The organism is Streptomyces sp. BK022 (genome assembly GCF_004217355.1).
GTDB classification, from domain to species: domain Bacteria; phylum Actinomycetota; class Actinomycetes; order Streptomycetales; family Streptomycetaceae; genus Streptomyces; species Streptomyces griseoluteus.
Window position 1 is genome coordinate 255,591 of record NZ_SHKU01000002.1, and the last position, 13,052, is coordinate 268,642.

11 protein-coding genes are annotated in these 13,052 nt (G+C 73.2%); 7 read left to right on the forward strand and 4 right to left on the reverse strand.

Going from position 1 to position 13,052, the window contains the following annotated elements; all coding sequences use genetic code 11:
* Nucleotides 1-53 precede the first annotated feature (53 nt).
* Nucleotides 54-275 (reverse strand): hypothetical protein, encoded by a 222-nt coding sequence (locus EV284_RS07295; RefSeq protein WP_130331512.1) that lies wholly within the window; start codon nucleotides 273-275, stop codon nucleotides 54-56.
* 385 nt (nucleotides 276-660) lie between these two features.
* Here EV284_RS07295 and EV284_RS07300 point away from each other — a divergent pair, with 385 nt between their 5' ends.
* The 3 genes from EV284_RS07300 to EV284_RS07310 all read left to right on the forward strand — a co-directional run bounded on the left by EV284_RS07300 (nucleotide 661) and on the right by EV284_RS07310 (nucleotide 5,141).
* Entirely contained in the window at nucleotides 661-1,524 is an 864-nt protein-coding gene (locus tag EV284_RS07300) for a serine/threonine-protein kinase (RefSeq protein WP_130331515.1), read from the forward strand.
* A gap of 125 nt (nucleotides 1,525-1,649) precedes the next feature.
* Nucleotides 1,650-3,263: a succinic semialdehyde dehydrogenase gene (locus tag EV284_RS07305; RefSeq protein ID WP_130331517.1), complete on the forward strand. Its 1,614-nt coding sequence runs from the start codon at nucleotides 1,650-1,652 to the stop codon at nucleotides 3,261-3,263.
* Between the two features lie 57 nt (nucleotides 3,264-3,320).
* The gene (locus EV284_RS07310; protein WP_130331519.1) at nucleotides 3,321-5,141 is read left to right on the forward strand and encodes a GMC family oxidoreductase; all 1,821 of its coding nucleotides are present in this window, start codon (nucleotides 3,321-3,323) and stop codon (nucleotides 5,139-5,141) included.
* Nucleotides 5,142-5,840: 699 nt separating this feature from the next.
* Here the strand turns inward: EV284_RS07310 and EV284_RS07315 are convergent.
* The gene (locus tag EV284_RS07315; protein WP_130331521.1) at nucleotides 5,841-6,110 is read right to left on the reverse strand and encodes a chorismate mutase; all 270 of its coding nucleotides are present in this window, start codon (nucleotides 6,108-6,110) and stop codon (nucleotides 5,841-5,843) included.
* 318 nt (nucleotides 6,111-6,428) lie between these two features.
* Here EV284_RS07315 and guaA point away from each other — a divergent pair, with 318 nt between their 5' ends.
* The 4 genes from guaA (at nucleotide 6,429) to EV284_RS07335 (ending at nucleotide 11,080) form a co-directional block, all read left to right on the forward strand.
* The gene (gene guaA / locus EV284_RS07320; RefSeq protein WP_130331523.1) at nucleotides 6,429-8,009 is read left to right on the forward strand and encodes a glutamine-hydrolyzing GMP synthase; all 1,581 of its coding nucleotides are present in this window, start codon (nucleotides 6,429-6,431) and stop codon (nucleotides 8,007-8,009) included.
* A gap of 146 nt (nucleotides 8,010-8,155) precedes the next feature.
* A complete protein-coding gene (locus tag EV284_RS07325; protein ID WP_130331525.1) occupies nucleotides 8,156-8,950 on the forward strand; it encodes a class II aldolase/adducin family protein in 795 nt (264 codons plus the stop codon).
* Nucleotides 8,951-9,145: 195 nt separating this feature from the next.
* Nucleotides 9,146-10,429, forward strand: coding sequence for a hypothetical protein (locus EV284_RS07330; protein WP_130331527.1), 1,284 nt, complete (start codon nucleotides 9,146-9,148; stop codon nucleotides 10,427-10,429).
* A 120-nt stretch (nucleotides 10,430-10,549) separates the two neighbouring features.
* Entirely contained in the window at nucleotides 10,550-11,080 is a 531-nt protein-coding gene (locus EV284_RS07335; protein ID WP_242625616.1) for a DoxX family protein, read from the forward strand.
* A 32-nt stretch (nucleotides 11,081-11,112) separates the two neighbouring features.
* Here EV284_RS07335 and EV284_RS07340 read toward each other — a convergent pair whose 3' ends face one another.
* Complete coding sequence (locus tag EV284_RS07340) at nucleotides 11,113-11,328, reverse strand: hypothetical protein (protein ID WP_130331529.1); 216 nt, start codon at nucleotides 11,326-11,328, stop codon at nucleotides 11,113-11,115.
* Nucleotides 11,315-12,970, reverse strand: coding sequence for a PspC domain-containing protein (locus EV284_RS07345; RefSeq protein WP_130331531.1), 1,656 nt, complete (start codon nucleotides 12,968-12,970; stop codon nucleotides 11,315-11,317). Before EV284_RS07345 ends, EV284_RS07340 begins: the two co-directional genes overlap by 14 nt.
* Between the last annotated feature and the right edge of the window lie 82 nt (nucleotides 12,971-13,052).

The window sequence follows — 13,052 nt, forward strand, 5'->3', positions numbered from 1 at the left end:
AAACGGTGATCGAAATGCCGGTGCGAACCCGGCGCCCGGTGCTTGAAGGCCGGTCACCGCCCGTCCTCTTCGCCCTCCTCGGTGAAGGGGCGCACCGCGTCCAGCAGGGCTCTCAACGCACCGGTGAGCATCCCGACCTCTGCGACGCGCTGGGCGGACGGGTCCTCCGGGTAGAGCCGCTCGGCCTCTCCGGCCGGTTCGGCGACGTTCGCCAGGGCCTGCCGGGCGGCCTGAGCCGCGGCGCGCAGGGCGGCACGTTCGATATCGCCGGGCATGTGATCTCCCCTGGATCCGGCCGCCGGACACCGGATTCCCGGAATGCTCCGACGTCGCCACATCAGGTTCTGCCGGGAACGCCACGGCTGGCGCGAATCAGTACGAAGGCGTGTCTTCCCCCAGCGTACGGGCGTGCCGGACGCGCTGCAGGACGTCGGCTTCCCGGCGAGCCGAGGAGATCGCGCGGGGCGCGAAGGCGTCGTGCGGCACCCGGCCCGCCGCACCGGGCGCTTGGGGTTCAGGGTGTGCTGCCCGCTGACGGGCGGGCCGAGAACGTGGCGCGGGGAGAAAGCCGGGCGGCGCTTCGACAAGCCCTGGAACCAGCCGAGTTGAAGGCGTGCGCCCGCGTCGACAAGTGCCGGGTGGGCGCGGTACTGATGGGGCATGAGTGACGACGGCGCACCCCCGCCCGACGGACCGCTGCTCGGCGGGCGCTACCGGCTCCTGGAACGGGTCGGGGCCGGGCCGACCGGCACCGTCTGGCGCGCCCGCGACGAGCGGGACGGGGACGTGGTCGCCGTCAAGGAGCCCCGGCTGCCCGGCGCGGCGGGCGGGAGGGCCGGGCGGACCGCGCACCGGCTGCGGCGCGAGGCGGGAGCCGCCGCCCGCGTCCGCCATCCGTCCGCCGTACGGGTCCGGGACGTGGCCGGCGAGGAAGAACCGCCGTGGATCGTCATGGAGTGGGTCGAGGGCGAGTCGCTGCGCGAGACCGTGGAGCGCGGTCCGCTGCCGCCTGCCGAGGCGGCCAGGATCGGGCTCGCCGTGCTGGGCGCGCTGCGCGCCGCGCACGCCGTCGGCATCGTGCACCGGGACGTCAAACCGGCCAACGTGCTGATCGAGTCCGGCACCGGACGCGTGGTCGTCACCGACTTCGGGATCGGTGACGGGCACACCGGGGACGCCCCCGAGGGGTTCGTCGCGCCGGAGCGGGCATCCGGGCGGGGCGGGCCCGCCTCCGACCTGTGGTCGCTCGGCGCCCTGCTCGCCGCCATGACGGACGGCGCCCCCGGCCCGCTCGCCCCGCTGCTGGACCGCCTGCGCGCCCCGGACCCCGACGCCCGGCCGGACGCGACGGAGGTGGCGGCGGAACTGGAGAGACACGCCGGGGTGCGGGTGGAGGAGCCGGAACCCGGACCCGAACCCGTCGCGGAGCCCGCGCGGACCGTCGTGGCGCCCGCCCCGGTCGTGCGCCGCACCCCGCTCGCGGCCCTGGGGCTGCTGCTGTCGAAAAAACCCGGAGCCGAGTGACCGGGCCGACAACGCGCTGATCAGCACGTTCGCCGCCAGTGATCACTGGCGGAATGTGTGCGGCCGGTGAAACCCCGTTACCGACGGGTACCGAAAAGGGCGGCCACCGGCATACCCTGCCGCTCATGACGGACTCGCAGGCCCCGGAAGTCACCGGCACCAATCCGATCGCCCCGGCCCCCGAGGGCGTGCGCACCGCCGCCGACGTGGTCACCCCCGAGCTGCTGGCCCAGCTCACCAAGGGCGTCACCGGCTCGGGCCGGACCAGCAACCACACCCCGCTCACCGGGGTCAAGCTCGCCGACCTGCCCGAGTCCACCCCGGACGACGTCGCCGCCGCCTTCGAGGCCGCCCGTGCCGCCCAGCGGGTGTGGGAGCGGACCCCGGTGCGCGAACGGGCCGCGGTGCTGCTGCGCTTCCACGACCTGGTGCTGGAGCGGCAGTCGGAGGTGCTCGACCTCATCCAGCTGGAGACCGGCAAGGCGCGGCTGCACGCTCACGAGGAGGTGCAGGCCGTCGTCGTCGCCGCCCGGCACTACGGCCGCCGCGCCCCCGCCTACCTGCGGCCCAAGCGGCACACCGGCGCCATGCCGACCCTGACCAAGGTGACCGAACTGCGGCACCCGCGCGGGGTCGTGGGCCAGATCGCCCCCTGGAACTACCCCCTCGAACTCTCCGTCGGCGACGCCCTGCCCGCCTTCGTCACCGGCAACGCGGTCGTGATGAAGCCGGACACCGAGACCTGCCTGACCGCCCTGTGGGCGCGTGACCTGCTGATCGAGGCCGGACTGCCCGCCGAGGTCTTCCAGGTGGTCCTCGGCGAGGGCCCGGTGGTCGGCCCGGAGATCGTCCGGCACGCCGACTACGTCTCCTTCACCGGCTCCACCCGCACCGGCCGCGAGGTCGCCCAGGGTGCCGCCGCCCGCCTGATCGGCGTCTCCCTCGAACTCGGCGGCAAGAACGCCATGCTGGTCCTGGAGGACGCCGACATCGAGAAGGCCGCCGCCGGCGCCGTCCGCGCCTGCTTCTCCTCGGCCGGCCAGCTCTGCATCTCCATCGAGCGGCTGTACGTCCACGAGTCGGTCGCCGACGCCTTCCTGGAGCGCTTCGCCGCCCGCACGAAGGCCATGCGGCTCGGCACCGCCCTCGCCTACGGCGCCGACATGGGCTCGCTCGCCGGGGAGCGCCAGCTCAAGGCCGTCGAGGCGCATGTGACCGAGGCCGTCGCCAAGGGGGCCAAGGTGCTCGCGGGCGGGGTGGCCCGGCCCGACATCGGCCCGTACTTCTTCGAGCCGACCATCCTCGACGGCGTCGACGACAGCATGTCCGTCTGCGCCGAGGAGACCTTCGGCCCGGTCGTCTCCGTCTACCGCTTCGGCTCCGACGACGAGGCCGTGGAGCGCGCCAACGCCACGCCGTACGGCCTCAACGCCTCGGTGTGGACGACCAGTGCGAAGCGCGGCACGGAGATCGCCGCCCGGCTGCGCACCGGCACGGTCAACGTCAACGAGGGGTACGCCCCCGCGTACGGCAGCGCCCAGTCCCCGATGGGCGGCATGAAGGACTCCGGCCTCGGCCGCCGCCACGGCTCCGAGGGCATCCTCAAGTACACCGAGGCCCAGACCGTCGCCCGCCAGCGGCTGCTGCCCATGGCGCCCTCGCTCGGCATGGACGACGCCGCGTACGCGGCCTTCATGAGCCGCAGCCTGAAGGTGATGAAGGCGTTCCGCTTCCGCTGACACCTTCGCGCCGACCCGATCCGCCCGTTCCACCACCGTTCTCGACGAGGAGAGCACGTGCCGCAGGAGAAGACTGTCCAGACCCGGAACGACGAAGGGCGCGACGACGGTTACGACTACGACGTGCTCGTGGTCGGCTCCGGCTTCGGCGGCTCGGTGACCGCCCTGCGCCTGACCGAGAAGGGCTACCGCGTCGGCGTCCTGGAGGCGGGCCGCCGCTTCACCCCGGCCACCCTGCCCCGCAACTCCTGGGACCTGCGCAACTACCTCTGGGCCCCGAGGCTCGGCCTGTACGGCATCCAGCGCATCCATCTGCTGGGCAACGTCATGGTGCTGGCCGGCGCGGGCGTCGGCGGCGGCTCCCTCAACTACGCCAACACCCTGTACGTGCCGCCGAAGCCGTTCTTCGAGGACGCCCAGTGGCGGCACATCACGGACTGGCAGGACGAGCTGTCGCCGTACTACGACCAGGCCAAGCGGATGCTCGGGGTCCGGCTCAACCCGACGACCACCCCCTCCGACACGCACCTGAAGGCGGCGGCGCAGCGGATGGGCGTCGGCGACACCTTCCACATGGCGCCGGTCGGCGTGTTCTTCGGGGACGGAAAGGACGCCGACGGCGCGGCCAGGGCACGCCCCGGCGAGCAGGTCGCCGACCCGTACTTCGGCGGCGCCGGGCCCGCGCGGCGGGCGTGCACCGAGTGCGGCGAGTGCATGACCGGGTGCCGGCACGGCGCGAAGAACACCCTCAACGAGAACTACCTGTACCTCGCGGAGAAGGCGGGCGCGGTGGTGCATCCGCTGACCACCGTCGTCTCCGTCACGGACGACTCGCGCGGCGGCTACGCGGTCGCCACCCTGCCCACCGACCGCAAACGCACCGGCCAGGGACGGCTGTTCACCGCCCGCCGGGTCGTCCTCGCGGCCGGCACCTACGGTACCCAGACCCTGCTGCACCGCATGAAGGCCAACCACCTCCTGCCCCACCTCAGCACCCGGCTCGGTGACCTCACCCGCACCAACTCCGAGGCCCTGGTGGGCGCCCAGACCGACGACCGGCGCTACCGCAAGGCGCACGGCGCGGACAAGGTCGACTTCACACGCGGGGTGGCCATCACGTCCTCCGTCCACCCGGACGCCGACACCCACATCGAGCCGGTCCGCTACGGCAGGGGCTCCAACTCGATGGGCGGCCTCACCATCCTCCAGGTGCCCTACGCCGAGGGCTCCTCCCGCGTCCTCGGCTGGCTCGCGCACGCGGTCCGGCACCCGGTGCAGCTCGCCCGCTCGGTGTCCAACCGGCGCTGGTCGGAGCGGACCATCATCGGCCTGGTGATGCAGTCCCTGGACAACTCCCTGACGACGTATCTGAAGCCCGGAGGCGTCGGCAAGGGCCTGCTGACCGCCCGGCAGGGTCACGGGGCGCCCAACCCGACCCAGATCAAGGCCGCCACCGAGGCCGCCTCCGCGCTCGCCGCCGAGATCAACGGCTTCGCGGGCAGCAATGTCGGCGAGCTGATGGGCACTCCGCTGACCGCGCACTTCCTCGGCGGCTGTCCGATCGGCGACTCCGCGGAGACCGGCGTGATCGACCCCTACCACCGGCTGTACGGGCACCCCGGCATCTCGGTGGTGGACGGGGCGGCGGTCTCGGCGAACCTGGGCGTGAACCCGTCGCTGACGATCACCGCGCAGGCCGAGCGGGCCATGGCGTACTGGCCGAACAAGGGCGAGGAGGACCCGCGGCCGGCGCCGGGGGCGGCGTACCAGCGGCTGGAGGCGGTGGCGCCGCGCACTCCCGCGGTCCCGGCGGACGCCTTCGGCGCGCTGCGGCTGCCGCTGCTGGCGGTGCCCGAGGTGCCGCGCAGGAAGGGCTGAGCGGGCGGCCCGGAAAGCCGGACGGGCGGTCGGGAAAGAGACAGGGACCTGCGTCCCCCTCCGAACGCAGGTCCCTCGATTCTCACCGTTTTCTTGATCCCGGTGCCTGGTTCGATGCGCGAGGACGGCCCGGGGTTGTACCGGTGGCCCGGATTCCGCTGTGGCGTCGATCACACAGGGGTGCGGGGGTGCGGGTGCGGACATGACGAAGGGCCCCGCGGGACTCGGCCGCGGGGCCCTTGTCGTCGGCGCCGGCGTCGGGGAGGTGCCGGTGCCGGGGAAGCGGCGCCGGGGGGTCGCGCCGCCCGCCTCGATGGTCCGCACCGGGGGCGGTGGTGGTGCGGGGGAGGGTGCCGGGGATGCGCGGGGGACAGGGGGCAGGTGCGCTGCGTGCCGCACGCCCTGAGGCGTCCGCGGCCGCCCGGTCCGGCACGGGTTCATGTGTGCAGTTGTCCGCCGGACGGCCCCGGGCGTCCCCGGAGCCGGCCGTTCTCTTGGGTGACCGGGCTGCTGTCCCCTGCCGTCCGGTCACTGTTCCGGGACGAGGTCCCACGGCGTACGGCACGACCCGTACCCCTCATCGCCCCGGCGAGCCACGCGTGGTTCTGTCGGGCCCGCCCCTGGCTGGCACGGACATGGGGCTCAACGAAGCGGTGCGCGAGCCGGTCACGCGCCGTACGGGTGAGAGCGGCCCCGAACTCAGATGCGACCCCGGCACAGCTCCAGCAGGGTCATGGCGAGCGCGGTGCCGGGCTTGCCGAGGGCGTCCCGGTAGCGGCCGAGGATCTCCATCTCGCGGGAGAGGCTGACCCGGCGGCCGCCGGAGGCGATCCGGGTCCCCTGGACGACGGCGGAGACGGCCATCCGCTCCTGGACGAGCCCGATGATCCGGTCGTCGAGGGCGTCGATCCGCTCCCGGGCGTCGTCGATGGTCCGCTCGGGGTCGGTGTGCGGGGCGGCGGTGGTCATGGGGGCTCCTGGTGGCTGGTGGCCGCCCCGGACCGGCAGGACCCGGAAAGACGACAGGCGCTCCGGGCCTTGTCGGCCCGGAGCGCCTGTCGGAAGTCGCTTGTTATGTGCTCAAGCAGAACGACCATGGCAGCCGGCGGGCCCGGTGCCATAGGTAAAGCGGAACGTCGTCTGGGTGAACACGGGGTCAGTATGCCACGACCGCCGGTCACCCCGGACCGCCTCGGGACCTCTGTCTCCGGCGCCCGGGAGGGGGGCGGCGCCCACCCCGTTAGAATCGGTCATACAGACCCCCGCCCAACCGCCGGAAGGCACCCCGTGTCATCAGCGACCCAGTCTGCCGACGCCCCCGACACCGTTCTGGTCGTCGACTTCGGCGCGCAGTACGCCCAGCTCATCGCCCGTCGCGTCCGCGAGGCGCGGGTCTACAGCGAGATCGTGCCCAGCAGCATGCCGGTCGCTGAGATGCTCGCCAAGAACCCCGCGGCGATCATCCTCTCCGGAGGCCCCTCCTCGGTCTACGAGGAGAACGCCCCGCAGCTCGACGGCGACCTCTTCGAGGCCGGCGTCCCCGTCTTCGGCATGTGCTACGGCTTCCAGCTCATGGCGCAGACCCTCGGCGGCACCGTCGACAACAGCGGCGCCCGCGAGTACGGCCGCACCGGCCTGCACGTCTCGATGTCCGGCTCCACCCTGTTCGAGGGCACCCCGGACGAGCAGCCCGTGTGGATGTCCCACGGCGACGCCTGCTCCGCCGCCCCCGAGGGCTTCACCGTCACCGCCTCCACCGACGTGGTGCCGGTCGCCGCCTTCGAGAACGACGAGAAGAAGCTCTACGGCGTCCAGTACCACCCCGAGGTCATGCACTCCACGCACGGCCAGCAGGTGCTGGAGCACTTCCTGTACCGGGGCGCGGGCCTGACCCCGTCCTGGACCACGGGCAACGTCATCGAGGAGCAGGTCGCCGCGATCCGCGAGCAGGTCGGCGACAAGCGCGCCATCTGCGGCCTGTCCGGCGGCGTGGACTCCGCCGTCGCCGCGGCCCTGGTGCAGAAGGCCATCGGCTCCCAGCTCACCTGCGTCTACGTCGACCACGGCCTGATGCGCAAGGGCGAGACCGAGCAGGTCGAGAAGGACTTCGTCGCCGCCACCGGCGTCCAGCTCAAGGTGGTCGACGCCGAGGAGCGCTTCCTCAAGGCGCTCGCCGGGGTCTCCGACCCCGAGGAGAAGCGGAAGATCATCGGGCGCGAGTTCATCCGCGTCTTCGAGCAGGCCCAGGCCGAGATCATCGCGGACGAGGGCCCGGCCGTGGAGTTCCTGGTGCAGGGCACCCTGTACCCGGACGTGGTCGAGTCCGGCGGCGGCACCGGCACCGCCAACATCAAGTCGCACCACAACGTCGGCGGCCTCCCCGAGGACCTCGAGTTCCAGCTCATCGAGCCGCTGCGCAAGCTGTTCAAGGACGAGGTCCGCATGGTGGGCCAGGAGCTCGGCCTGCCCGAGGAGATCGTCCAGCGCCAGCCCTTCCCCGGCCCCGGCCTCGGCATCCGCATCGTCGGCGACGTCACCAAGGAGCGCCTGGACCTGCTGCGCGACGCCGACGCCATCGCCCGCGAGGAGCTGACCGCCGCCGGTCTGGACCGCGAGATCTGGCAGTGCCCGGTCGTGCTGCTCGCCGACGTCCGCTCGGTCGGCGTCCAGGGCGACGGCCGCACCTACGGCCACCCGATCGTGCTGCGCCCGGTCTCCTCCGAGGACGCCATGACCGCCGACTGGTCCCGGCTGCCCTACGACGTGCTGGCGAAGATCTCCACCCGGATCACCAACGAGGTCCGCGACGTCAACCGCGTCGTCGTCGACGTGACCTCCAAGCCGCCGGGCACCATCGAGTGGGAGTGACCCGGGTGCCGGCCCACTGACCGGCACCGCCCGAGGTGGAACGGCTCCGGCCGTTCCACCTCTTTTTTCGTCACTCGGCCTCTTTTGGTACCCGCCACCCGACGGTAACTTCCGGTCCGTAAAGCACCCCCAGCGCTGGAGGACTCATGCACCGGCCCACCCCTCCCTCGCCGCTGCCCACCGACAAGCTGCGGTTCGCCATGCCGCCCATGCACGAGTCGGTCGACGAGGAACGCCGCCACCGCAAGGAACGCCTCGCGGGCGCCCTGCGCCTCTTCGGGCGCGCCGGGTTCGAGGACGGCGTGTCGGGCCACATCACCGCCCGCGACCCCGAGTTCAGCGACTGCTTCTGGGTCAACCCCTTCGGGATGCCCTTCAAGCACGTCACCGTGAGCGACCTGGTCCTGGCCAACCAGGACGGCCAGGTCGTCGAGGGCGGCTACCACGTCAACCAGGCCGCCTTCACCGTCCACGCGGCGGTCCACGCGGCCCGCCCGGACGTCGTCGCCGTCGCCCACTGCCACTCCGTGCACGGCCGGGCGCTCGCCTCCCTCGGCGAGGTCCCCGACCCCATCACCCAGGAGAGCTGCGCCTTCTACGAGGACACCGCGCTCTACGACGACTACACCGGAGTCACCGTCGACGCCGAGGAGGGCCGCCGCATCGCCTCGGTGCTCGGCTCCAGCAAGGCCCTGGTGCTGCGCAACCACGGCCTGCTCACCGTCGGCGACTCGGTCGACGCGGCCGCCTGGTGGTTCATGTCCATGGAACGCTCCTGCCAGGTCCAGCTCACCGCCGAGGCCGCCGGGCGCCCCGTGCTCATCGAGCACCGGCAGGCCGTCGCCACCCGCGAGCAGCTCGGCGGCGACCTCGTGGCCTGGATCAACTACCAGCCCCTCTGGCAGGACATCAGCCGCAGCGAACCCGACCTGCTGAGCTGAGCGTCCCGTACGGGCGTGCGGGTGGGTCAGCAGGATGGGCGGTCCTTTCCGCCCAGCGCGGACCGGCGACCGCCGGGTGCCTGGCGTAGGGCACAATTCGCCTTGTTCACAGGGGAGTTGCCCGGCCACCGCACGTACTGTGCGTGACGGCCGTATTTCCGGGATCTCGGGTAGCGGGGAAGGCGGGCGTCGGTCGTGGCGGTGCAGGAGGCGAGGCAGGGCGCGGCGGACGGCGCGGGGGCCCACGGAGGCGGCTGTGCGTGCGGGGACTGCCCGCACGGGGCGCGCGAGGGGCACCGGCGGGCGCTGGCCGCCTTCCGGCAGGGCCGCGACGAGTTCGCCGCCGGACGCGGGCTGCCCCCGGCCGTGGCCCACTCCGCCTCGGCGTCCCGCCAGTGGATCTCCGCCGAACTGGCCCAGCGCGCCGAGGCGGTCGCCGAACGCGGCCGCGCCGAGGGCGACGCCTGGCTCGCCGGCCTCTGGTCCCGCACCGCCTTCCTGGCCTGGGGCGCCGTGGTGATCCTGCTGCTCGCCCAGGCCCTCACCGCGATCGGCGCGGGCTGGAGCAGCGCCCGCACCGCCGGACTGCTCGCCGCGGTGGCCGTCGCGGGCGCGCTGACCCTCGCCGGCTTCTTCCACCGGGGGCGCGGCGGGGCGCTGGCCCCGATGATCGGCGAGGACAACCGGATGTCGACCTCCCGCACGGTCGCCGCCTGCTGGGTGCTCTTCGTCGCCTACGCGGTCCTGCTGCTGGCGGGCCGCCTCGCCGCCGCCTCCGACCCCGCCGAACGCGACTCCCTCCTCGCCGGTCTCGACCTCGCGCGCGGCGCCGGCGTGGTGACCGTCCTCGCCGTGGTGTGCGGCATCGCCGTCCTGGTACGCCGGGTGGTCGGCCTGCGCGTCCTCGGCCAGCGGCTCCAGAAGATCCCGGCGCACCGGCCGCGCGCCGCCGACCTGCTCACCGACGACGCGGGCCGCGGTGCCTTCGCCGACATCCAGTACGTCGTCATCAGCGCCGTCGCCCTGGTCTTCGCCGCCGTCCGCCTCGGCCGCCGGCCCGACCAGCTCCCCGACCTGCCCTGGGGGCTGGCCGTGCTGGTGCTGATCTCCGCGGCCACCTACCTGGCGGGGAAGTACGCCGAGGGCGGCCGACCTGTGGTGCTCTCCGTGGTCCGGGCCCGCGAGCCCGGCGACCTGGACGGACCGATCCGCACCGGGGACGACATCGAGATCCGCGGCACCGGCTTCGTCCCGCCCGGGGCCCAGGGCGCCGACCGGCTCGCCCGCATGGTCGTCCGCATCGGCGCGGTCGACGTCCACGTGCCCCTGATCCCGGTCGCCGGCGGCTTCCGCAACCCCACCGACAGCGTCCTCACCGTCCCGGTCCCGGTCGAGGTGGAGCCCGGCGCGGTGGAGGTGCAGGTGGTGACCGCGGCGGGGCTGGCCACCAACCGGTACCCCATCGAGGTGACGGACTGACCCCCCGTACGCTGCACCGATATCCGGAAAAACCTCCGGGGAGGATTGAACCGGCTCCCTTCTTCATACGTATCGTCGGGTGAGGGGTCCGGGACGGCGGGTGAGAGGCGGCTGGCAGTGATGACGCACGGTATGCGGACGGACACGCACACCTCCCATCTCGACGGGGACCGTGACTGGCGGGCGACCGCCACCCGTTACGCCCTCCTCCCACTGCGGATCTTCCTCGGCGTCACCTTCGTCTACGCCGGTCTGGACAAGATCACCGACAGCGCCTTCATGAAGGCCGGCGGCGCCGGTTCGCTCGGCGACACGTTGCGCGGGGTCCGGGACTCCTCCGCCATCCCGGCCCTCGTCGACCTGGCCCTCAAGAGCCCCGTCGGCTTCGGCTACGCCATCGCCTTCGGTGAGCTGGCCGTCGGCATCGGCATCCTGATCGGACTCCTCGGCCGGCTGGCCGCCCTCGGCGGGGCGCTGATCTCGCTGAGCCTCTGGCTGACGATGAGCTGGGCCTCCAGCCCTTACTACTACGGCAACGACCTCGCCTACCTGATGGCGTGGCTGCCTCTCGTCCTCGCCGGCACCCCCTATCTCTCCGTCGACGCCTCTCTGCGGAACCGGCGCCGACGCCGGTCGGGCGTATACCGCTAGAAGGGGCCCCCACCCGCGTCCCGGGCGGGGGCTCAGACCTTCTCGTCCTCCGTGCCGTTCCGCCTGCGCAGGGCTCGGGTGAGGGCGGTCGTCACGCCCGCGAGGAACAGGCCGCCGACGGCCAGGGGAATCGCGGTGAACCAGGGAATGTCCCACAGCCCGCGCACGTCCCCCAGGTAGAGGGCGCCCGCGACGGTCAGGCAGACCCCGCCCACCAGCCGGCCGGGCTGGAACTCATGACGCAGCACGGCTGACCTCCACCTGTCCGATGCCCACATGCAGGTCGATCCGCAGCACACCGGCCTCCTTGGTCCTCTTGTCCGGCGCCAGATTCGCCGTCTCGTGCCGGCCCGGCCGCACGTCCACGTCCTTCGTGTCGTCGCCGGGCAACCGGATGTCGCCCACTCCCACGTCGATGTTCAGCACCGCCGCCGCGTCCGCCGGGACGATCACGCGCAGCCGGCCCGCTCCCAGCGCGGCTCCGGTGGACACCGTCTGGTCCTTGGCCGGGCGCACCCGGGCCAGGTCGAGTGTGGCGGAGCCGGACCCCAGCTCGTAGACGGGTCGGACATCCGCCGTGGCCGCCGGCCGCCAGGCCGTCTGCCGCCAGTGCGAGGTGACATCGCTCGGCAGCAGGGCGCTCCCGGCCAGCAGCAGCGCCGTCACCAGGGCCAGGAAGGCGGACCCGCCCCCCGTGCGCCCCAGGAAGGCGCTGACGGCTATGCCCAGTCCGAAGACCACCAGCGCGCAGGCCAGCCCGGTCTGGAGGCTCGTGGCCAGAGGGCGGGTCTCCCAGTCGCGGCTGCCGCCCAGGCCGCCCGCCAGCAGGGCCAGCAGGAACACCCAGCCGCTGATCCAGCGCGGCCCCCGGGGCCTGGGACGCTTGTCACCCGCCATGCGCCCGGCGAGCGAGTGGGGCCACGGGAGCTGCATGACGAAGTCGATCGGCGGGGAGGGCGAGACGTGCTGCTCGTCGTAGGCGTCGCTGGGGCCCCAGAAGTACCCGGTGCCGCCGACGTGGGTGCCGTCCTTGACGATCGGGTCCCGCCACCAGGAGGGCCCGCTGTAGTAGATCGGCGGCGCCTGGGTCTCCGGTGGGGCGTCGGCCGCCGCCTGCGCGGCTATGGGGTGGCCCCGGGGTGACTTCGGTTCGTCGCTCGGCGAGGGGGCCGGGTCGGAGGTGGCGCGGTGCCGCGACCAGTACCCGGCGCCGGCCAGCAGCAGGGAGAGCACCACGGCGAAGGTGAGCACTCCGCCGTTGCGCAGGGTGGTCAGGATGACTCCGCAGCCGATCAGGGCGAACAGGACGGCGGCCAGCGCCTGCCCGTCGACCCGGCCGGTCAGCAGCTTGCGTACCTCGTTCTCCTCCTCGTCGTCGTACGGGACGAGGAGCCACGCGAAGCCGTAGAAGATCAGGCCGATACCGCCGGTCGCGGACAGCACGGCCAGGGTGATGCGGAAGATCACCGGGTCCATGTCCGTGTGCCGGCCGAGGCCCGCGCACACGCCCGCGATCATCTTGTGCCGCCGGTCGCGGCGGAGGCGACGGAGGGTCTCGGCGGCGCGGTGCCCTGCCGGGGCGTCCGCTTCTGCCGGGTTTCCCGGGTCGCCGGCCGCCGAGCCCGGCGCTGCCGAGCCGCGGGCTCCGGATCGCTCCGCTCCCGGCCCGTTCGCCCCGGAGTCCTTGTCTCCCGTGTCCCTCACTGCTCCACCCCCTCTCTCCGTACCCCGCTCTCCCGCGGGCGTCTCCTGTGTCCGTGTGGTGTCCGCCCGGTCCGGTCCCGTCCGCTCCGCCGCGGCGGGTTCGGCATCCGTCGGCCCGGTGCCCGAGGCCGGGCGTGGGCCGGTGCCGGGTCCCGGACCCGTCGCGGCGTGCTCGTGATCCGTCATGTGTCCATGGTGACGGGCCGGGAGCCGTGTGGGCAGTCGGGTCGACCCTGGTCGAACCCTGAAATCGCCCCTGAGACGAGCG

What these genes read in the sequence shown, in the direction of transcription:
- EV284_RS07295 (WP_130331512.1), bottom strand. Translation starts at nt 275, where the DNA reads ATGCCCGGCGATATCGAACGTGCCGCCCTGCGCGCCGCGGCTCAGGCC.
- EV284_RS07300 (WP_130331515.1), top strand. Translation starts at nt 661, where the DNA reads ATGAGTGACGACGGCGCACCCCCGCCCGACGGACCGCTGCTCGGCGGG.
- EV284_RS07305 (WP_130331517.1), top strand. Translation starts at nt 1,650, where the DNA reads ATGACGGACTCGCAGGCCCCGGAAGTCACCGGCACCAATCCGATCGCC.
- EV284_RS07315 (WP_130331521.1), bottom strand. Translation starts at nt 6,110, where the DNA reads ATGACCACCGCCGCCCCGCACACCGACCCCGAGCGGACCATCGACGAC.
- EV284_RS07325 (WP_130331525.1), top strand. Translation starts at nt 8,156, where the DNA reads ATGCACCGGCCCACCCCTCCCTCGCCGCTGCCCACCGACAAGCTGCGG.
- EV284_RS07335 (WP_242625616.1), top strand. Translation starts at nt 10,550, where the DNA reads ATGACGCACGGTATGCGGACGGACACGCACACCTCCCATCTCGACGGG.
- EV284_RS07345 (WP_130331531.1), bottom strand. Translation starts at nt 12,970, where the DNA reads ATGACGGATCACGAGCACGCCGCGACGGGTCCGGGACCCGGCACCGGC.